The following is a 20,503-nucleotide window of genomic DNA, read 5'->3' as shown; positions in this document are numbered from 1 at the left end:
TTTATGTCTCAAGAAAAGTGAAACACTACACTAATTTGCACCGGTAATCCTGACCAGCAGCCATATCGGTATACCCAGGTACAGTGTGACCAAGCCCATGCGTTCGACCAGGTATCGGGTATCCGTTGCTTGTTGTGGGCGCAGCAATGCTGCCATGAAAGTGATCGCTTCAATCCCCACCCGCAGGATGGTGGCAGTGGCAGCCATGCCGATGGTCCAGGTGACCCACCATAGTGCCAGTGTAGTCAAATAGGCTTTGGGGCCAAAGGTGTAGTACTCACCCAACAGGCTGCCGTAGGCAATATGCTGGTGCAGATTGAATGCAGGCAATGCCAACAGCAACGGGAAAAGCAGGAACTTCACCGTAGGATGGGCGATTCGCCCAGGTTTGGCTGCTTCACGGGCACGGGTGAAGCTGGTCAGGAATGAAGGTGCTTTGGATGGTTGGAAAGTGGTGCCAGACATGGCCAAAGCCTGTGCCAAGATTGAAGGGTTGTGCAATGCCAAACCGTAACGCCACCGTTCGCCTGATGTCAGTCGTAAGGTCAGGCCTGGGCCGGGCAAGGGTAGCCACCAGAGCGCTACTGCAGCAATATCTGACAATGGCAGGGCTAGCTGTCGCGTGCCATGGCTTAAGACAAGTTGTCCGTTCTGGATATTGGCTTTGGCTGTAAATGCCAACAACACAAACCAGGCAACTGCTTCGGGCAGCAGGAACAAGCTGCCGAACAGTCGGATTTGTGCCAGTGTGTGTGCGCGCAGATTGTCGTCCATCAGCATGGCAAAGGCTATCCAGATCAAGCTGCATCGCGCAAAGGCCCGCAACAATCCTGCAACCACACGTGCGGCCATGGGCAGCACGGTGACGTTGATATGATTGGTTGACCAATCGATGACCGGTTGGTTGCCGCCACCCACTTGGTGATGCCATTGGGGCAACAAGGCAGTGGCAGCCAGCAAGGCCAAGAAGGCCGCACAGGCCAACCCTACCCAGTCACCCCACCTGACCATGAGTGTAAGTGGAGGGGCTTGTACCGGCAGAGCGCCGATGACTAATGTACGTTCGCCCATAAGCGAGCCGGCGATGACCTTGCCACTTGGGTCGATCACCGCGCTATAGCCGTTGGTGGTGACACGGAACTGTGGCAGGCGTGTTTCGATACTGCGGAAAGCAGCGACGGCTTGGTGCAGAGAGGCGCCGTGCGGGTGTTGAGTAAACCAGGAATCGTTGGACATGCTCATGATAGCCTGTGCACCCAGGCGTGCGCCGTTGATGGCCAAATTGGTGTCGACATCATCCAGGCAAATCAACGGTAGTACCGGAATTTCGCGCCCATCCTTAAGTTGCAATGGGAAGACGCGTGCGCCAGAGCCCGGTTTCCAGGTACCTGTCCAAGGCAGCAGCCGTCTGAATGTCGGGCCATCAAGCCATGATGGCACGTACTCTGTCAGTGGGAAAAGGCGGCTTTTGCGATACATGCCCAGCAGCCCATGATTGGGTGTCACAAAAGCAGTGGCGTTGTACTCGCCAGCATCATCCCGATCATAGGTGCCGAACAAAATGGGCACACCTGCCGATCGTACGATATCCAGAATCTCCTGATCCAGCACAGCGCCAACCTGGTTTTTCGGGCGCCCAAAAGTGGTGGGATAGACAGTTTCAGACCACAACACAGCATCTGCACGTTGTCGCTCGACTGCGTCATAGCTCATTGCATAGTGGGTATCGAGGATTTCTCTGACCACAGCGAATGTGCCTTGCTCACTGCGCATACGTTCATAGGCCACCAGATTGGATTGAATCAGGCCCACACGTACAGGTTTGGCATCACGCCCCGTGCTGGCCGCGGAGGTTGACCAGCCATAGCCAGCCAATAAGGCAGGAATTGTGAAGCATACTGCGATGGGTTTGAGCACAGCCTTGATCCCGCATGCTCGCTGTGCCCAGGCTGCAGTCAATGCTTCGTTGGATAGCAACAGCAAGTATGTCAATCCAGCAGAGCCGATCAAATCTGCAGCCTGGCGAATCAGCACAGCAGGGTAAAGGCCATAGCCCAGCGTGTCGCTTAACAGCTTGGGGATCAGTCGCTCTGTTGCCACCCAAGCGGCGGCACCAGCCAGGGCCTGTAGTACAGGTCCATAACGGCGGGCCAGCAGATGCCGGGTTAGTGCAAAGGCGATGATCTGGGGTTGAAACAGGGGTGCCATCAAGATCAGTACTAACAACCCAGTGGCCTCGCCAACCTGGGTGTAGTTGCCAATGGCGGCACCAAACCAGGCAAACACCGCAATGGTGTAGGCCACCGTCATCAGATAAGCGCTCAGCAGTGTGCCACCCAGCGTTTTAGATGCATTCAGCGATCGTAGCCAGGGTACCAGTGCCACAAAGCCGAGAACCCAGCCCATGCCGCCATAAGCATAAAGACCACAAAGAATCGAACTGCCAAGGATGCCAATCAACATACGTCAACCTTAGGGCAAGAAATGCGTGGATAAGGATCAGCGCCCGGTTCGCCCCGAATCGATGGGTGGGGGAATCACAATGCGCCGTATCGGAAAGCCGGGAGGCGCCAGCTCTGGTGTGACGACACGATCCGGCGGTACCTGAATGGGGCGGTTGTTGGCGTCCAGAATCTGGCGATCAGGTGCAAACATCAGAATCGGCTCGATACGCTGGCCATCGTCAGTCGCTTGGTGGTGGCGGACATACCCATCGGGTAGCGGGTAGCCTTCCGGCACAGCCAGCCCCACTTTGGGCGGGCGGGTACCCGGCGGATTGAACGCACCCAGGCCTGTATGAATACCCGCTTGGTGCAAACGGTTGATGACCTCGTTCATGGTTGGCGTTTGGCCCTGCGGTATGAAATTCGACAAATCAGGCGTTGGATCACGATCCCCATCGCGGCTTACCCGGATTTCCTGTGTATCGGTTGCCAGCTGGGAGGAGGGAGCCGTTGCCAACGCAGGCCAACCCCCAGTACTGCTTGTGGGGGTAGAAGAAGCCTTGGGGGCTGTGGTCGATGCAGTTTCAGACGAAGAGGACGATGAATCAGACATCCACCAGTAACCCAGGCCACATAAAGCAAGTACCAATGCAATTGCCAGATAGCCAAATGAGGGGCGCCACGCCCCCTTGCCGGCGACGGGCGGAGTCGACGGTTTGTTGGAATGAGGTGGCGCCACCATGGGACAACCTATCTATCTGATATCAAGGTGCCAACGGGTTGGACGTTGAAACAGCCCAGCCCATGCGTTCATGACCCAGCGTATTCCAGATTGGGTTTTTGCCGTTGGAGAACGAGGTATAGCGTGGTGCCCCCGACCCAGTGGTATCACCAAACAGACCCGATGTCACCGAACCGCCGTTATAGGTTGGGTGTGTATCATCAGACTGGATATAGTCATAACTGGTGCCGGACGATACAAACTTGGCGTTGGCATCGCGAATGGTCGATTTCAAGGTCGACGTGATGCGCGTCACGTAGCTGGTCTCGCTTTCCCCTGCCACATAGCGCAACCCATCGGTATCAACCTTCCCGTCGCTATTGCTGTCGTAATCGGCCCCCATGTATTCGGCAAAGCTGTCGGTACACTTAAAGCCTTTCTGGCGCGCGTATTCACACATCCAGTAATTCATCTTGGCCATGTACGGCAAGAAGGTATCGCGCATGTTCACCGTCTTGCCCGTACCGGGGCTGGTGCATGTACTTTGCTTGTTGTCGGCCGAATAACCGGGGTAGTACAGGTTGGAGACCACCTTCAATTTCACGCCAGAATAGGCATTGGCATTGATGAAATCCATGGCTGCAGCGACATGGGTCTTGCAACTGTTCAGTGCGTTATCCATCACACTGAAATCGCACGTGCCGCTTTGGCTTTTGAAGGCTGATCGAGCTTGTAAGCCATCGTTGCCGCACATCTCAAACGTCACTACACGGGTGGACGCAGCCTGCATGTAAGACCGTTCCGCCACGATCTTGTTGTTGTAGACATCCGATGCCACCGCACCCGACTTGGTACGGCGTACACTCTCGATATCGGCATTCCAGGAAGCTGATAGATACTCCGCATCCACCGTCGGCGCGGAATATTTGGCAGCACTGGTGATCGAGCCGTTATAACCCGCATAAATCGAATCGCCATACGCCACAATCCGATACTTGGTCGATGTCCCAGCCCGATCAATCGTCCACGACACATTCTGGTTCAATGTGCTCGCCGCCACGTCAGCCCCGGCAACCAGCAAAGCCAGTGCTGGGACCAGGGTGGTGGCAAACCCCCTAGGCTTACGTTTTTGTTTGGACTGAACAACACCTTCTGCAGCTAAGCTCCTTAACTTCATGTGTTATCTCCTCTATTGATGCACAGTTTTAAGCACCGCTAACAAAACCCAGCTGGCGGTGTTCGCAAACTGGCCACCCCTTCATGCGGCCCTGTTTGCACACCTAACCCAAACCACTTTGCTGGGTTTTGCTGGCGGCGCTAAACCGGTCTAGTTGTCATGCATCTCCCTGCCTGAAAAACGAGCGCAACAAGGGCTCTGCTGGCCCAATTTGGGATTTTTTGCGCGCTGGGTACGGATGTAGATACAGAAAACGGCGGTAAAGAATATTGTTATCCGTGTGACTGGCCAAACAACCACCACAGCATTTCATCCTTTTAATACAGGAACATCAATGCGCGCAGCCAGCCACCGCAAGCCGTATTGCTTGATCGTAGTAGCACGTACGGAATTGTCAAGGAAGTAATGTTATTTTAGTGATCAATGTTCTGCGTGGCGGTAGGGTAGGGTGGATTGACGGGGTTGCACTTGCGCTATGAATCGCTAAGTGTCACTAAAACGCCGGACTCAACCTGTGCCATCAATTCATCCAATTCCGTGTGGCGGTTCAGGAAATTGAGATGAATAAGAATCGTGCCAAAATCCACATGAGGGTTTGCTTCTCTAATGCGCTTGGCCGCTTCAACTAGCTGACCATTGGCTAGTAATATAGGGAGATCGGGGGGCGTAATGGTAATTTCTGGTTGCATGCCCATGCCGTGTTGCAATATGCCGAGCATGGCGGTACGGGCAGGTGGTAGTCCTTCACTACTTGTATAGGTTTGACACCACATCAAATGCGCATTGCGGCACTGGTCACAGTACTGCACCTGTTGAACCAGTCGTGTACCTAATCCACAGCCACCCATTGTGTAAAAACAGGAATTTTGGAACTGCTCATCTCGCGCAGTACGGTATGCCTCGCTGAACCGGATCAAGCCGTACCGGATCAGTGCCAGACCTGTTTTTAAAGACTGCTGATGGATTGGGCAGGTCAAATGATCAACAGAATTCATGGCCATACGTCGGACAAACCAACTTATTTATCTGTGTCTATCCAGTCTCTACCAGCAATGGCTGACATCTCGTCAACATTCATAGGCCTTGAGAATAAGTGGCTTGGCCAAGTCGAGCTCTGTGCTATTCGTTACCCGCAGCTCGACATCACCGGTTCCCCAATGTCCCACCCCTTTTACACTTCGTCCGTTGGATGGCAGCTCGACTTCTTCAGGGTTCAGATGCAGGTAGATCAGCAGTTGCCCTTTCTGCAGCGCAATGGTGGCAAAGTTTCTGAGGCGGCGGTAAGCGTAGTAAAGCTTGAGTTCCTTACGCTGCACATCATCACCCAGCGAGAAAATGTAAGCCTCAACGGTATCCATTAGGGTCAACATGCTTGGGCTCAACTCAGCATGAGTTTTTGCCACGCTTTTGTCCGTAGTGTGTGTTTTAGTGCCATTCGTAGGCTGTTTTGATGGCGGATTATTGGGCTGTGTGTTGGGCGTATTAGCTGCCTCCAGCAACAACAGATCATCGCCAAACAACCGATACCGTACCAGCTCGATCTGGCGGTTGATCTGCTGTACCGCATGGGCATCGTATTTGGTGAAATTGGCTGCAATGCAGATCAGGCGCGGGCCGTTCCAGTCAATGAGATTGGCTGTTTCTTTACCAAAACGCTCCAGCACCAACAGTTTGAATTCGGCCTTGTGGTCCATCAGCCAATCCAGGTAAAACAGCCCCTGATTGATGACATTTTCCGACTGCGAGCGCTTGTATTCGATGATCACCGGGCAGTGGTTTTCATCCAAACCCAGCGTATCAATCCGCCCGCCATGGGTTTTACCCGTGGTGTACTCCGATGCCACAAAGCGGATGCCCAGCAGCGTTTCCAGATTGCGCTCGATCAGCGTTTGCAGTGGCTTTTCCAGGTCGGAAGCGGTGCCGGGCAGTTCGGTGGCTTGGTTGGTTTTCAATTGGAAAAGGCGTAGGTCACTCATGGTCAGGCGTAAATTGGGTAGCGAAACTGCTGCGCTTAACTACTATCAGTCAGCATCGTGCTATCAAGGCAGCAAAGGCAGGCCCAGTTCTTTCAGAAAGGCATTATGCCGCTTCGTTGCAGTCTTAATCCTTTCATCAAGCGCAACCAGCTCTGCATGAACGGCCTGTAAATCAACCTCTTCTTCAGCCTCTGCCGTGCTCACGTAGCGTGAAATATTCAGGTTGAAATCGTTCTGCTCGATCTCATCCATGCCCACCCGACGCGAATAGCGCTGCTCCTCGTTGCGGAACTGGTAGGTGTCGATGATCTTGTCAATGTGCTCCGGCATTAGCCGGTTCTGCCGCTTGCCCTTTTCGAAGTGCTCGGCGGCGTTGATGAACAGCACGTCATCGGGTTTCTTGCACTTCTTCAGTACCAGGATGCACACCGGAATGCCGGTGGAGAAGAACAGGTTGGCCGGCAGGCCAATCACCGTGTCGATGTGGCCATCCTTGAGCAGCTTGGTGCGGATGCGTGCCTCGGCCCCGCCACGGAACAGTACGCCATGGGGCAGGATGATGGCCATCACCCCATCTTGCTTCAAGAAGTGGAAGCCATGCAGCAGGAAGGAGAAGTCAGCGGCGGACTTGGGCGCCAGGCCGTAATTCTTGAAGCGCACATCCTCGCCCAGCGCATCGGTCGGTTCCCAGCGATAGCTGAAGGGCGGATTGGCCACTACCGCATCGAACTTCGGCATCTTGGCCGGGTTGGTTTCCCGCAGCATGTCCCATTCGTTGAGCAGCGTGTCGCCGTGGAAAATCTCGAACTCTGAATCCTTGACTCCGTGCAGCAGCATGTTCATGCGCGCCAGGTTGTAGGTGGTGATGTTCTTTTCCTGGCCGTGGATCTTGCCAATACCGTTCGGCCCCATGCGGTGGCGCACGTTCAGCAGCAGTGACCCTGAGCCACAGGCGAAGTCCAATACGCTGTCCATGTGCTTGCGCTGGCCGGTGGCCGGCTCCTGCCCGTCCAGCGTGACGATGGCCGAGAGGATGCTGGAAATCGGCTGCGGCGTGTAGAACTCGCCGGCCTTCTTGCCGGAGCCTGCCGCAAACTCGCCGATCAGGTATTCATAGGCATCACCCAAGGTGTCGCTGTCGGTGGAAAACTGCGTCAGGCCCTTGGCAATCTCGGCAATGATCTTGCACAACCGGGCATTGCGCTCGGGGTAGGTCTTGCCGAGCTTGTCCGAAGCCAGATTGATCTCCGAGAACAAGCCGCGAAAGGTACTGGCGAAGGATTCATTCTCGATGTAGGTGAAGCCGTTTTGCAGGGTGTGCAGCAGCTCGTTGTCCTGAGTGCGCGCTTGTTCCGCAATACTGGTCCATAGGTATTCCGGGCGGATCACATAGTGCACCTTGCGGCGCATCTGCTTTTCGAACTCGGCGGCGTCATCGGCGTTGTGTTCATACCAGTCTGCCAGCGGCGCGCGGCGGTCATCGTCAGCCAATTTGGGATAGTCCGCCCCCAGTTCCTTTTGTGCGGCGGCCTCGTAGTTGTCCGACAGGTAGCGCAGGAACAAGAACGCCAGCATGTAATCGCGGAAGTCGTCCGCATTCATCGCGCCGCGCAATTGGTCGGCAATGGCCCAAAGAGTCTTGCCCAGTTTTTGTTTTTCGAGATCAGTCATTGTGTTTCGTCCTTGTCTTATGAGCTTGCGCTTCCAGCGCTTGTTGATCGCGCTCCAACTCCGCGCGTAGCTCATCCTCGCTGGGCAGCACCAGGCGGTATTTGCTGGCAAACAGTTGTTCGCTCTCGTGCAACACCGAATAGCGCACCACCGACTGGTCTTTGCTGCCGCACAGCAAAATACCCACAGTCGGGTTATCGCCCTCGCTCCGACGCAAATCGTCGTACAGGCGCACATACATATCCATCTGCCCGATGTCCTGGTGGGTGAGATGGCCGGTTTTCAGATCAATCAGCACAAAGCACTTGAGCAGGTAGTTGTAGAACACCAGGTCGATGTAAAAATCCTGCGTTTCGGTGCTGATGCGCTGCTGGCGGGCCACAAAAGCAAAGCCCTTGCCCAGCTCCAGCAGAAACTGCTGGAGCTTGCCCATCAAGGCTTGCTCTAAGCTGGATTCCAGCAACCGGCCGGTATCGGGCAGGCCGAGAAATTCAAGCATCACCGGATCGCGCACAAAATCGCGTGGCTGATGGGTGTCGGCATCCTGCACTTGCCGGGTTTGCGCCAGCAGCGCGGCCTTGTCCTGGCTGGAGAGCAAGCGCTCGTAATACAGCGAGCCAATCTGCCGCTCCAGCACGCGGGTGCTCCAGTTCTGCGCGGCGGCCTCCTGCATGTACCACTGGCGGGCATCCGATGTATCCACCCGCAGCAGCAGGCGGTAGTGTGTCCAGCTCAATTCGCGACGCAGTGCGTCGCAAATTGGGAAGGCCAAATAAAACCCCCGCATGTGCCGCAAGTTGGTGGCATCAAAGCCCTTGCCGAACTCCTGCGACAAGGCCAGCCCCAGTTGCGGCAACAAACGTTGGCCATAGGCCGCTCGCTTCTCGCCACCCTGTTCGAACTCGACAATGTGCCGCCCGATCTGCCAATAGGTCTGCACCTGCACCACATCCACTTGGCGCAGCACTTGCTGACGCGCTTCGCCAATCAGGCTACGCAAGGCCGCCAGCAATTCCGCTGGCGCGCTATCAGGGGCCGGAAGGTTGGACTTGGTCATGGCGCCTGCACCTCTTCAGACATCGCCTCGGGAAGCGCCGCTTGGGGCTGTGCGGCTGCGTTTTCATTCAACAACGCTGGCAGGTCGAACTGATGCTTCGACAGGAAAGCCGAGAGAATATCGCGGAAGAGCTGCTTGTTATCTTCCAGCATCTCAATTGGCTCGTAGAGTGAATATTTACCGTGACTCAGCAGATTCAAGGCGCGGGAATACAACGCCTCATCCTCCACCCCTTCAAGGCAGGCCGAGAAATCCTTCTTGCCGAAGAAGGTCGCCGTCTTTTCAAGAATGCTGCGCAACATATTGAAGTGATAAGTGTAAAGCGCACCAGAATCGGCAGCCTGACGAATTTCACTCAGCATGGCAACATGATGGAAAAAGGGCGTGTCATCGGTCGCGCGAAGCGTGAACTCGCCGTTGTCCCGCGGGCGGTGCAGAAAATACCGCTTGGCCTTGGCGGTCTTCAACTCATTGCAAACAACGTTGAAAAACAGCGCGTGATGCGACGACACGACCACCTTGATCCGGTCTTTGGCTTTACGCAGCAGCTTGGCCAAATCGCTGGCCACGGCGATGGCGTTGTTGTCATCCAAAGACGAGATCGGGTCATCGATATAGAAGTACTTAACCCAGTCATAGGATGGGTGCGAGTCGATGACCCGCTCGCAGATTGCCATGAACAAACACCAGACGAAGATGTTTTCTTCGCCACGAGACACCTTGATGTGCTCAGCCTCGCCCTTGCGAAACGAAACTGTCAAATCGGTGTAATCGATGTCGAAATCCAAGTCTGTGTAGCGGCCCAGATAAGACTGAATACTTGCGTCGAGTGCGAGCTCCTTGAGCCCTGCAAAAAATCGGGAGTCCGAATTCAGCCGTAACACCCGTTTGGTGTCACCCTGAAGATCGTTATCCCAGATGAAGAGATCTTCGGTGTAGGCGTTGAAATAGAGCGTGTCCGGCGCCCCGCCATGCTTTGCCTTGCCAGCAGACTTGAATGCCATCGAGAGCCGGGTCTTGCCTGTGCCGTTGTAGGCGTAGAGCAACAGATAATCCTGTCCGCCACTGTGAAAGTCGTCCCTAAGGCGAGCGACCAAGCGGTCAAAGGAGGCAAATCGAAAGATTTTCTGTTGGTCACTCATGCGGGCGCCTCGTCAAGCACTGGGAAAAGCTGTTGCATCAGGCCCTGCTTGTGAGTCTTGAGGGCATCGATCTTTTGGCTTTGGGCGGTGATGAGGTCATCGAGGGAGCGCAAGCAGTTAGCAATGCGTTGTTGCTCTGTGTGGGAGGTAACGGGAATCTTGAGTTGAGCGAACGTCTCTCCCGTCAGATGTTTAATACCTCCTCCAGTGAAGAGCATTTCAAAACGTGGTGTACCTGCTATTGATTTAAGATAAAAAACTAGCAAGTGGGGTTCGAACGGAATATTGAACCGGACGCGATGAATGGCCTTCTGGAATTTGAGATCTGGCAAACGCCCATCCCAAACAGCAGAACGACCGGGCTCTCCACCCTCACAGACAACGACGTCGTCAGCGCTCAATCCGAAGCGATCAAGTTCGTCGTCGTCGAAATACATCTTCGGCAAGTTCGCCGTGTCCACGTCATTCCAGCGCACTGATAAATTATTGAGGTAAGGCAGGAGGTTGCCAGTGGTGTGCTTCTTGCTGTCGAGCATCTTTCCAAGCTTGATCTCGGCGATCTCTCCCAAAGCTACTTCCCCCCACTCTCCCGCATCACGAAACTCAGGAAAGCGCAGACGTGGCACGGTTTCGCCTTCGCGGGGGAAAAGCTGCTGCATCAGGCCCTGCTTGTGGGTCTTGAGGGCGTCCAGCTTTTGGGTTTCCGCCGTGATCAGATCGTCGAGGGAAGACAGGCAGTCGGCGATTTTTTGTTGTTCGGAAGGCTTTGGCACTGCAACCTTGATTTTTTCGATATTGGCTTTTGATAAGCTGGGTATGCCTCCCGCTTCGTTATGTTTAAGCCAATCAATACATTGAAAATGCAAGTAAATAAAATGCGGCAGGCAGCCTTTAAAAGAATGAGTATAGAAAAGAGTATCTACTGTCCAAAATTTCCCGCTAAGAAAAATTGGATTGTTGATGGTCCCCTTTCGACCAATGCAGACACTTTCTCCGTCGTGCAAATAGTCATTAACTGAGAGCATGTAACCACCAGAGCCGTAAACAGGGATGTCTCCGCTGCTCAAGTGCTTATAGTCTCTGCCATTTCCAATGGTAAATAGCTGGGCGAAAGGCTTTATTTCCCACGCCTCCGTCTCCCGAAACTCAGGAAACCGCAACCGTGGCACCAGCGCGTCTTTCTCGTTCTTCTGCTCGCTCATCGCGCCCGAATCCTTATTGCTCATACGCACTCAACCCCGAAATCTCGCGCCCCTGGGCGAGCTTGTGTAGCAGCGGCGTCAGCTCTTCTACCAGTGCCAGTTCTTTTTGCGTGCGCGCCTTCCAGCCGAGATTCAGCGGGGCCATCAACTCGCTCAGTGCCTCACCGTCGAAGACACGGCGGCGCAGCACCTGGTCCACAAAGGCTTGCAGCGCGGGGGCTTCCAGGCCGTGCCGGGTGGCGATTAGGTTCAGTTCGCGGTTCTTCTTCTCGGCTTTGAAGCGCTCGTAACCGGCCTGGATTTGCTTTTCGTCCAATGCTTCATTGACCGGCAAGCCCCGGATGTATTCGGCAATGTCCTCGCGCTGGTCGAGGAACTTGGCATCGGATTGGATCAAGCCAATCAACTGTTCGCGGTTCATGGTCAGCTTGCCGGGCTTTTGCTGCGTCATGCGGGCGATCAGCCCCATGATGTAGTCGTAGTCGATCACCGCCGAGGCAAAGAGCACGAACTCGAAGTCGAGCTGCTGTACTTCGGGCGCGGCTTGGTCGCCTTGCTTGTCCTGCTGTTCCTTGAGCTGCTTGGCCGTCTCCAGATACATGCCTTTGAAGCCCTGTAAGTACTCGGGTGGTGCAATCTGGGTAATCTGCGCCTTCTGCTCGTCGCTCAAGTCCGTGTATTGGTCCAGTTGGGTCTTGAGGCGCTGCACTTCCTTGAACAGGTTGACGAACTGGCTGCGCGCGGCGTCGCCCTTGAGGTTGACCACGTCTTCCGGCGCGTTGGCCAGGCCCTGCGATTGCAGGAAGTCGGCCAGCTTCTGCGTGGCGGTTTGCAGGTCGTCGATCACCTTGGGGGCCGGGTCCACCAACCAGATTTCTCTGGCACGGTCAATTTTCTCACCCGAGAACATTTCAATTGCTTTGTCGACCGCATCTTTTTGCTGGCGGAAGTCGAGGATGTTGCCGTAGGGCTTGCTGTCGTTCAACACGCGATTGGTGCGCGAAAAGGCCTGGATCAAGCCGTGGTGCTTGAGGTTCTTGTCCACGTACAGGGTGTTCAGGTACTTGGAGTCGAAGCCGGTCAGCAACATGTCCACCACGATGGTGATGTCGATCTTTTGCGCGTGCGGCAGGTCGGCGTTGGGGTATTGCTGATCCTTGATGCGCTTTTGCACGTCCTGGTAGTAGAGGTCGAACTCGCCGATGCGGTGGTTGGTGCCAAAGCGGGTGTTGTAATCGTCAATGATGGCCTTGAGCGCGGCCTTCTTGCCTTCCGGGTCCGCTTGGTTGTCTTCTTTTTCCTGCGGCAGGTCTTCCTGAATCTGCTGCACGTCCCTGTTGCCTTCGGCGGGCGGGGAAAACACGCACGCAATATTCAGCGGCAGGAAGGCGTCGTCATCTTTCTGCTTCTTGGCCTGAAGGGCCTTGAATGCTTCGACATACTCGATGGCATCGTTGATGCTGGCGGTGGCCAGCACGGCGTTGAACTTGCGGCCGTTGGTGGCGGCATCGTGCTTGGCGAGGATAGTCTCGATAACCTTCTGTTTGGCCAGCCCTTCGCCAGGCTTGGGCGGGGCCATTTTGGAATCTTTTGGGCCCTCGGGCTTGAAGTAGTCCACGTGGAAGCGCAAGACGTTGTGGTCTTCGATGGCGTGGGTGATGGTGTACTGGTGCAGGCAGCGCTCGAATAGATCGGCGGTGGTGCGGTAGCTGGCCTGTTGGCCTTGGATCTGCTGATAGCTGGCGTTTTGATCGAAGATGGGCGTGCCGGTGAAACCAAAAAGTTGTGCTTTGGGGAAGAATTCCTTGATGGCTTGGTGGTTCTCGCCGAATTGCGAGCGGTGGCATTCGTCGAAGATGAACACCATGCGCTGCTTGCGCAGCGGTTCCAGGCGCTCCTTGTAGTTGCGGCGGTTAGCGCCGTCTAGCGCCAGGCCCAGCTTTTGGATGGTGGTGACGATGACTTTGTCGGCATAGTCGTCGGACAACAAGCGCCGCACCAATGTTTCGGTATTGGTGTTCTCTTCGACGCAACCCTCTTGGAAGCGGTTGAATTCCTCGCGGGTCTGGCGATCCAGGTCTTTGCGGTCCACCACAAACAGGCATTTGTCGATGTCCGGGTTGTCCTTGAGCAGCGTGGATGCCTTGAACGAGGTCAGTGTCTTGCCTGACCCAGTGGTGTGCCAGATGTAGCCGTTGCCGCAGTTCTGATGGATGCAGTCGACGATGGCCTTGACCGCATAGATTTGGTAGGGCCGCATCATGAGCAGCTTCTGCTCACTGGCCACCAGCACCATGTAGCGGCTGACCATCTGGCCTAAGGTGCACTTGGCGAGGAACGTCTCGGCGAAGCCATCCAGTTGCGTGATCTTCTTGTTGTCTTCGCTTGCGAACTGGTAGACAGGCAGGAAGCGTTCGTCGGCGTTGAAGCTGAAGTGCCGCGCGTTGTTGTTGGCAAAGTACCAGGTGTCGCTGCGGTTGCTGACGATGAAGAGCTGTAGAAAACACAGTAGGGTCTTGCTATAGCCGTTGCCGGGGTCGCCCTTGTAATCGACGATTTGCTGCATGGCCCGGCGTGGGCTGACGGCCAGTGTCTTCAGTTCGATCTGCACCACCGGTACGCCGTTGATCAACAGTAGCACGTCGTAGCGGTGGTGGCTGTAGTCGGTGTTGATGCGCAGCTGATTGACCACCTCGAAATGGTTCTTGCACCAGTCGCGGATGTTGACGAGGGTGTAGTTCAGCGGCGTGCCGTCGTCGCGCTCGAAACTGTTGATGTTGCGCAACGTTTGGGCCGCATTGTAGACATCGGGCGTAATGATGTTGTCGAGCAGGCGCTGGAACTCGCTGTCCGTCAGGCGCACCCGGTTGAGGGCTTCGAACTTTTCGCGGAAGTTGGCTTCCAGCGCGGCGCGGTCGCGGATGTCGGTGCGGTAGGTGTATTTGAGATCCGTCAGCTTGTTGATCAGATCATACTCAATATTCTTCTCTGTCATTGGCCTAACCTAAGACGTACAAGTTATGAGAGTAGGTTTCTCTTGCAGTAAAACTGTATGCCAGCGCAACAACGGCGGGCGTGTAGCAGTATTCAGGGCTCTGGATTAGCGGTTTCATAGCTTCCAGACCTGATTGTGGGTTCTGTTTAAATATAAATTGGTGTTAGGTGCCAAAAAATGAAAAGCGCCTGCATACAGGCGCCACAAGTGAGAGGTTGGGATCACCGTATGGTAATCCCTTTCTTCACCAATGCTTTACACATCAATATTCCGCGCCACCAGCGCATTCTGTTCAATAAACGCACGACGGGGTTCGACTTGGTCGCCCATCAGGGTGGTGAAGATGTCGTCGGCGGCCATAGCATCTTCGATCTGAACTTTCAGCAGGCGGCGGACGGAGGCGTCCATGGTGGTTTCCCAGAGCTGCTCGGGGTTCATCTCGCCCAAGCCTTTATAACGCTGGATACCCAGGCCGCGGCGTACTTCGGAGAGTAACCAGTCGAGGGCTTCTTTGAAGTCAGGTACGGCACGGCTCTGTTCGTTGCGTTTGACGTAGGCACCTTCGCTGAGCAGGCCGGCGAGGGCTTCGCCGGTTTTACGCAGTTGTTGGTAATCGCCACTTTGCAAAAAGTCGACATCCACATACCAGAAGCTGGCATTGCCATGCTGCATGCGAGCAATCTTGAGTACCCAGGCGTCGTTTTTGTCGTCATGTACCGCTTCGATGGTGTAGTTGCTATCACCAATGGCATCGCGAATGTGCTTGGCGGCGGCCTCTGCGGCATCTTTGTCGCGCAGGCTGATTGAGGCTGGGTTGCTGATCATGGCGTATAGAACGGCTGGGTCGATGACACGGCTTTCGCGTTCGATAACGGCTTCTGCCAACAGGTATTCACGTGCCAATTCATCCAGTGTGGCGCCAGTAATGGGTTCGGCACCTTCGCGTGGGTAGAGTTCTGCACCGTCCAGCGCTTGCCTGAGCAGGAACTGCTTCAGTTCGTGGTCATCTTTCAAATAGCGCTCTTGCTTACCACTCTTGACTTTGTACAGAGGTGGTTGGGCGATGAAGATGTGGCCACGTTCTACCAGCTCCGGCATTTGGCGATAGAAGAAGGTCAGTAACAGGGTACGGATGTGTGCGCCATCGACGTCCGCATCGGTCATGATGATGATGCGGTGATAACGCAGCTTGTCCGGGTTGTAATCTTCCTTGCCAATACCAGTACCCAGTGCGGTCAGCAGGGTGACGATCTGTTCGCTGGAGATAACCTTGTCAAAACGGGCTTTTTCTACGTTCAGCACCTTGCCGCGTAGCGGCAGGATGGCTTGGTATTTACGGTCACGACCTTGTTTGGCTGAGCCACCCGCAGAGTCACCCTCTACCAGGTACAGTTCGGATTTGGCTGGGTCTTTCTCTTGGCAGTCGGCCAATTTGCCAGGCAGGTTGAAGCTGTCTAGCGCACCTTTACGGCGGGTTAGTTCACGGGCTTTACGTGCTGCTTCACGGGCACGTGCTGCATCGACGATCTTGCCCGTGATGGTTTTGGCATCGACGGGGTTTTCCAGGAAGAAGTCTGTCAGTGCTTGAGACAATACTTCTTGTACGATAGGGCCAATTTCGCTGGAGACCAGTTTGTCTTTGGTCTGCGAGCTGAATTTCGGGTCCGGCAGCTTGACGGACAGGACGCAGGTCAGGCCTTCACGCATGTCGTCGCCGCTGGTTTCAATCTTGGCTTTTTTGGCGATTTCATTCTGTTCGATGTACTGATTCAGCGTGCGGGTCATTACATTGCGCAGTGCGGTCAGGTGTGAGCCACCGTCACGCTGCGGAATGTTGTTGGTGAAACATTGCACGGACTCTTGGTAGGAGTCGTTCCATTGCATGGCACATTCGACCGACATGCCATCCTTTTCACCCAGCGAGTAAAAAATATGCGGGTGCAGGGCAGTCTTGTTGCGGTTCATGTATTCCACAAAGGCTTTCACACCACCTTCGAATTGGAACAATTCTTCCTTGCCTTGGCGGCGATCGATTAGCTCGATCTTGACCCCGTTGTTGAGGAAGCTGAGTTCGCGAATCCGCTTGGCCAGAATCTCATAGTGAAATTCAACCAGGCCAAAGGTTTCGATCGATGCCAAAAAGTGAACTTCGGTACCGCGATGTTCGGTGTTACCGACAATCTTGAGCGGCTCGGTCGCGACACCTTGGCGGAACTCCATGCTGTGCACTTTGCCATTGCGACGGATTGTCAGGCGCAGCCAGTCAGACAGGGCGTTGACCACAGACACGCCCACGCCATGCAAGCCACCCGAAACCTTGTACGAGTTCTGGTCAAACTTGCCACCAGCGTGTAGTTCGGTCATGACGATTTCGGCAGCGGAGCGTTTGAATTCGTCATCTTCCTTGATGTCAGTCGGGATGCCGCGACCGTTATCTTCAATCGAAACGGAATTATCTGGATGGATGATGACTTTGATGTGGTTGCAGTGGCCGGCCAGTGCCTCATCAATGGCGTTATCCAGCACCTCGAACACCATATGGTGTAAGCCAGTGCCGTCCTGCGTGTCGCCGATATACATCCCCGGACGTTTGCGGACTGCTTCCAGGCCTTTCAATACTTTGATGCTGCTGGAGTCGTAACTGTTGTCGCCGTTTGGTGCCGGGTTTGTTTGATCAGACATCTTGCCCTCAACTGCTGTTACCGCGCTGTATTGCGGCTGGTCGTTATCTGGTTGGGAGGAGCATCGCCAGAGGCATTGCTTCCCGAATGATCAATACTGCGGGCCATTTTCAGGCTTGTTTCGCAATACCGATTAAAACGCTGACGCCGGCATAGGCCGGCGTGTGGGTATATGTATGATGGCTGACTAAATGCGCATGGGCATCACAACATATTTGAACTGCTCATTTTCTGGCACGGTGACCAGCACACTACCCATGGCATCGCCAAAGCTGAAGTGCAGGATTTCATCGCCGATATTACCTAGCACATCAAGCAGATAGGTGATATTGAAGCCAATGTCGAGCGTCTCACCCTGGTAATCTACTTCCACCTCTTCCTGGGCTTCTTCCTGTTCACTGTTGTTACAGAGAATGCGGATCAGGCCATTCATCAATACCAGACGTACACCACGGAACTTCTCGTTGGAGAGAATGGATGCGCGCTGCAAAGATTGCTGTAATTGTTGGCGATCAATGTTCAGGTGTTTGTCATTACGTGCTGGAATGACACGGTTGTAATCCGGGAACTTGCCATCGACCACCTTCGATACCAGTACGACATCGCCAAAAGCAAAGCGTACTTGATTCTGGCCAATCTCAATGCGAATAGGCGCATCACTGTCGCTCAACTGTTTGTACAGTTCCAATACTGTTTTTCGCGGCAGAATCAAGTCCGTCTTGTCGACGGCACCGTCCAGCTGATGGCTGATCAGGGCAAGGCGATGACCGTCAGTAGCAACCAGTTTCAGTTCGTGGCCATCAGTGACAATACACAGGCCGTTCAGATAATAACGAATATCTTGATGGGCCATCGAGTATTGCACCATAGATAGCAGATGCTTCAGCGTTTTTTGCTGCAATTCGAAAGCCACCACGTCACCCATGGCGGGTGCCAACTTCGGAAAATCATTGGCTGGCAAGGTTTGCAGGTTGAAGCGGCTTTTGCCTGCTTTAACGGTCAACTTGCTGTCAGCGTGTTCCAGCGACACCTGAGTTTGATCAGGGATGGCGCGGAGGATGTCTTGTAGCTTTTTGGCGGATACCGTAATAGCGAAATCTTCGCCTGGTAATTCGCCTGGTGCCTGACTGGTAATCTGGATTTCCAGGTCAGTGGCGAGGAAGGTCAGCTGCGAACCTTTCTTTTCGATCAGTACATTGGACAAGATCGGCAGTGTATGGCGGCGTTCCACGATGCCGGTAACGGTGGTCAACGGCTTCAGAATGAGGTCGCGTTCAGCCTGCATCAGTACCATTTGCTATTTTCCCGTGTGAGCGTTTCGGCCAAAGCCGAAAATTTTAACAAATTCAGCGCGGTCATTCCAAACCGGGCGCCGGAGCCCATCAGCCTTTGATCATTTGCATCAAGACTTGAAAATCGTGCTTCAGTTGCATGTCGGATTCCCGGAAATCAGCAATGGTCCGGCAAGCATGAAGCACCGTTGTATGGTCGCGACCGCCAAAGGCTTCGCCGATGGCAGGCAACGACATTTGCGTCAGTTCCTTGGCTAATGCCATGGCAATCTGACGTGGGCGGGCAATGTTGCGACTGCGCTTTTTGGAGTGCATGTCCGCGACTTTGACCTTGTAGAAGTCGGCAACCACTTTCTGGATGTTTTCGATGGATACCAGTCGGTTTTCAACGGCCAGTACGTCTTTCAACGCATCTTTGACCAGATCCATTGTCACCGGGTTGCCAGTGAAGCGTGAATAGGCCAATACCCGTTTCAATGCACCTTCCAGGTCACGTACGTTTGAGCGGATATGGCGAGCAATGAAGAAGGCGACGTTGTCATCCAGCTTGAAGTTTTCCTGTTCGGCTTTCTTCAGCAGAATGGCGACACGCATTTCCAGCTCTGGTGGTTCGATGGCGACAGTCAGCCCCCAGCCAAAACGAGATACCAAACGGTCATCCATCTCCTTGATTTCCTTGGGAAAGGTATCGCAGGTGATGATGATCTGCTTGTTGGCTTCAATCAATGCATTGAATGCATAGAAAAATTCTTCTTGTGTACGGCTCTTGCCGCTGATGAACTGGATGTCGTCGATTAGTAGTAGATCCAGCGAGTGGTAGTAGCGTTTGAATTCGTCAAAAGCCTTGTGTTGATAAGCTTTGACGACGTCGGATACATACCGTTCTGCATGGATGTAACGAATCCGCGCTTGTGGATTCTGATGATGAACCAGATTGCCAATGGCGTGTACCAAATGGGTTTTCCCTAGGCCAGAACCGCCATAGACAAACAAGGGGTTGTAGGCCACGCCAGGGTTTTCGGCGATCTGCATGGCTGCGGCACGAGCCAATTGGTTAGCTTTACCAGTGACAAGGTTGTCAAAGGTATAAGTTGGGATCAACCGCGTGGTTTCATTGCTGGCGCCAATTTGCTTGAATGCGGTCGCTTTGGCGGTTGCCGGTGCCTTGGGCGAAGTTGCATCGGTGGTGCCATTGCTGGCGCCCTTGCTTTCTGCCTGCGCCAATGCCAAGCCGACACTGACCGGTCGGCCGAAGTATTCGACTGCCAACTCCTCAATCCGGGTCAGGAATCGATCTTTGACGAATTGGATGGCAAACCGGTTGGGCGCAATCAAGCGTAGCGTTTCATCATCTGATTCGCACTTGAGCGGCTTGATCCACGTGTTGAACTGTTGGGCAGAGAGCTCGCGTTCAAACGTAGACAGGCACTCGGGCCAAAACTGCTCTTGTGACGGCATCTTGTTCAAATATCACTATAAAAGGCGTGGTGTTGACGATATGACGCGGCAGCGGATGTCCGCGTGTACAGGTCGTGCTTCTTGTTGGGTGCGTGCCATCTGAAAATGCCTACCTTCCCGGTCGTATAGTTTCGCAAAAACGAAAAAGCCGCGTACTAGACGCGACAGAGCGACCGGGTAAGAGATGCCGACGATAGCAAGCACGGATCGGGCAGTCGAATGCCCGATCAAATCAATCCATAGGTTGACTGACTTTAGAATTAGATCAGTACCAAGATTGAAAAACCCGACCATCACTTGCTTTCTTTAAAGTCTGATCCAGCATCGGATGAGCGCATAAAGAAGCTTACCTGCCCAGTTCTTGTCGCGCGTCACGTCTTTCTAAAACGTGACAACCTCAAACTATTTTTCGAGGGGACAAGAGAGCCACATTTTAGCCAGTTTGCCGGGACTTATCCACAGCACCTGAAAAAAATAAACCTTGACAACAGCTTGGATGAAATCGTCTAATCCCACGTTTAATTCGTTCCGTTCTGTTGGGGTAACACATGAAACGCACGTATCAACCGTCCGTGGTTCGTCGCAAGCGCACCCATGGCTTTCTCGTCCGTATGAAAACCCGTGGCGGCCGTGCCGTGATTGCCGCACGCCGCGCCAAGGGCCGTCACCGTCTGGCAGTTTAAGCGG

Annotated in this window: 14 protein-coding genes; 1 reads left to right on the top strand and 13 read right to left on the bottom strand. The window is 54.3% G+C overall.

Annotated elements, in window-relative coordinates; genetic code table 11:
- Positions 1-30: 30 nt before the first annotated feature.
- The 13 genes from lnt to dnaA form a co-directional block, all read right to left on the bottom strand.
- Positions 31-2,463 carry an apolipoprotein N-acyltransferase gene (gene lnt / locus FFS57_RS04190; protein ID WP_137936508.1) on the bottom strand — a complete coding sequence of 811 codons (2,433 nt, stop codon included), beginning with the start codon at positions 2,461-2,463 and terminating at the stop codon, positions 31-33.
- 36 nt (positions 2,464-2,499) lie between these two features.
- A complete protein-coding gene (locus tag FFS57_RS04185) occupies positions 2,500-3,186 on the bottom strand; it encodes a hypothetical protein (RefSeq protein WP_137936507.1) in 687 nt (228 codons plus the stop codon).
- A 22-nt stretch (positions 3,187-3,208) separates the two neighbouring features.
- Positions 3,209-4,342 (bottom strand): SGNH/GDSL hydrolase family protein, encoded by a 1,134-nt coding sequence (locus tag FFS57_RS04180; protein WP_249383874.1) that lies wholly within the window; start codon positions 4,340-4,342, stop codon positions 3,209-3,211.
- 473 nt (positions 4,343-4,815) lie between these two features.
- Positions 4,816-5,337 (bottom strand): hypothetical protein, encoded by a 522-nt coding sequence (locus FFS57_RS04175; protein ID WP_137936506.1) that lies wholly within the window; start codon positions 5,335-5,337, stop codon positions 4,816-4,818.
- A gap of 72 nt (positions 5,338-5,409) precedes the next feature.
- Positions 5,410-6,318 (bottom strand): DUF5655 domain-containing protein, encoded by a 909-nt coding sequence (locus FFS57_RS04170; RefSeq protein WP_137936505.1) that lies wholly within the window; start codon positions 6,316-6,318, stop codon positions 5,410-5,412.
- Between the two features lie 63 nt (positions 6,319-6,381).
- Positions 6,382-7,989, bottom strand: a complete 1,608-nt coding sequence (locus tag FFS57_RS04165; RefSeq protein ID WP_137936504.1) for a type I restriction-modification system subunit M — start codon at positions 7,987-7,989, stop codon at positions 6,382-6,384.
- Positions 7,982-9,046 carry a PDDEXK nuclease domain-containing protein gene (locus FFS57_RS04160; RefSeq protein WP_137936503.1) on the bottom strand — a complete coding sequence of 355 codons (1,065 nt, stop codon included), beginning with the start codon at positions 9,044-9,046 and terminating at the stop codon, positions 7,982-7,984. Before FFS57_RS04160 ends, FFS57_RS04165 begins: the two co-directional genes overlap by 8 nt.
- The gene (locus FFS57_RS04155) at positions 9,043-10,188 is read right to left on the bottom strand and encodes an AAA family ATPase (protein WP_137936502.1); all 1,146 of its coding nucleotides are present in this window, start codon (positions 10,186-10,188) and stop codon (positions 9,043-9,045) included. Before FFS57_RS04155 ends, FFS57_RS04160 begins: the two co-directional genes overlap by 4 nt.
- Positions 10,185-11,414 carry a restriction endonuclease subunit S gene (locus tag FFS57_RS04150; protein WP_137936501.1) on the bottom strand — a complete coding sequence of 410 codons (1,230 nt, stop codon included), beginning with the start codon at positions 11,412-11,414 and terminating at the stop codon, positions 10,185-10,187. The genes FFS57_RS04155 and FFS57_RS04150 overlap by 4 nt, the downstream gene beginning before the upstream one ends.
- Entirely contained in the window at positions 11,404-14,385 is a 2,982-nt protein-coding gene (locus FFS57_RS04145; protein ID WP_137936500.1) for a type I restriction endonuclease subunit R, read from the bottom strand. The genes FFS57_RS04150 and FFS57_RS04145 overlap by 11 nt, the downstream gene beginning before the upstream one ends.
- Before the next feature lie 255 nt (positions 14,386-14,640).
- Positions 14,641-17,067 carry a DNA topoisomerase (ATP-hydrolyzing) subunit B gene (gene gyrB / locus FFS57_RS04140; protein WP_137936499.1) on the bottom strand — a complete coding sequence of 809 codons (2,427 nt, stop codon included), beginning with the start codon at positions 17,065-17,067 and terminating at the stop codon, positions 14,641-14,643.
- 186 nt (positions 17,068-17,253) lie between these two features.
- Positions 17,254-18,360 carry a DNA polymerase III subunit beta gene (dnaN, locus tag FFS57_RS04135; RefSeq protein WP_137936498.1) on the bottom strand — a complete coding sequence of 369 codons (1,107 nt, stop codon included), beginning with the start codon at positions 18,358-18,360 and terminating at the stop codon, positions 17,254-17,256.
- Positions 18,361-18,448: 88 nt separating this feature from the next.
- On the bottom strand, positions 18,449-19,816 hold the full coding sequence (gene dnaA, locus FFS57_RS04130; RefSeq protein WP_137936497.1) for a chromosomal replication initiator protein DnaA: 1,368 nt from the start codon (positions 19,814-19,816) through the stop codon (positions 18,449-18,451).
- Positions 19,817-20,364: 548 nt separating this feature from the next.
- On the opposite strand from dnaA, the gene rpmH reads away from it, so the two are divergent.
- Complete coding sequence (gene rpmH / locus FFS57_RS04125; RefSeq protein ID WP_137936496.1) at positions 20,365-20,499, top strand: 50S ribosomal protein L34; 135 nt, start codon at positions 20,365-20,367, stop codon at positions 20,497-20,499.
- Positions 20,500-20,503 lie beyond the last annotated feature (4 nt).

It is taken from the genome of Chitinivorax sp. B (assembly GCF_005503445.1).
In the GTDB taxonomy this organism is placed as follows: Bacteria; Pseudomonadota; Gammaproteobacteria; order Burkholderiales; family SCOH01; genus Chitinivorax.
The sequence above is the reverse complement of the archived record's forward strand: the minus strand, read 5'-3'. Positions and strand labels throughout refer to the sequence as shown.

Coding starts and splice junctions, on each gene's coding strand:
- dnaA (WP_137936497.1), bottom strand. CDS start 19,816: ATGCCGTCACAAGAGCAGTTTTGGCCCGAGTGCCTGTCTACGTTTGAA.
- lnt (WP_137936508.1), bottom strand. CDS start 2,463: ATGTTGATTGGCATCCTTGGCAGTTCGATTCTTTGTGGTCTTTATGCT.
- rpmH (WP_137936496.1), top strand. CDS start 20,365: ATGAAACGCACGTATCAACCGTCCGTGGTTCGTCGCAAGCGCACCCAT.
- FFS57_RS04170 (WP_137936505.1), bottom strand. CDS start 6,318: ATGAGTGACCTACGCCTTTTCCAATTGAAAACCAACCAAGCCACCGAA.
- FFS57_RS04145 (WP_137936500.1), bottom strand. CDS start 14,385: ATGACAGAGAAGAATATTGAGTATGATCTGATCAACAAGCTGACGGAT.
- FFS57_RS04175 (WP_137936506.1), bottom strand. CDS start 5,337: ATGAATTCTGTTGATCATTTGACCTGCCCAATCCATCAGCAGTCTTTA.
- dnaN (WP_137936498.1), bottom strand. CDS start 18,360: ATGGTACTGATGCAGGCTGAACGCGACCTCATTCTGAAGCCGTTGACC.
- FFS57_RS04150 (WP_137936501.1), bottom strand. CDS start 11,414: ATGAGCAATAAGGATTCGGGCGCGATGAGCGAGCAGAAGAACGAGAAA.
- FFS57_RS04185 (WP_137936507.1), bottom strand. CDS start 3,186: ATGGTGGCGCCACCTCATTCCAACAAACCGTCGACTCCGCCCGTCGCC.
- FFS57_RS04165 (WP_137936504.1), bottom strand. CDS start 7,989: ATGACTGATCTCGAAAAACAAAAACTGGGCAAGACTCTTTGGGCCATT.
- gyrB (WP_137936499.1), bottom strand. CDS start 17,067: ATGTCTGATCAAACAAACCCGGCACCAAACGGCGACAACAGTTACGAC.
- FFS57_RS04180 (WP_249383874.1), bottom strand. CDS start 4,342: ATGAAGTTAAGGAGCTTAGCTGCAGAAGGTGTTGTTCAGTCCAAACAA.
- FFS57_RS04160 (WP_137936503.1), bottom strand. CDS start 9,046: ATGACCAAGTCCAACCTTCCGGCCCCTGATAGCGCGCCAGCGGAATTG.
- FFS57_RS04155 (WP_137936502.1), bottom strand. CDS start 10,188: ATGAGTGACCAACAGAAAATCTTTCGATTTGCCTCCTTTGACCGCTTG.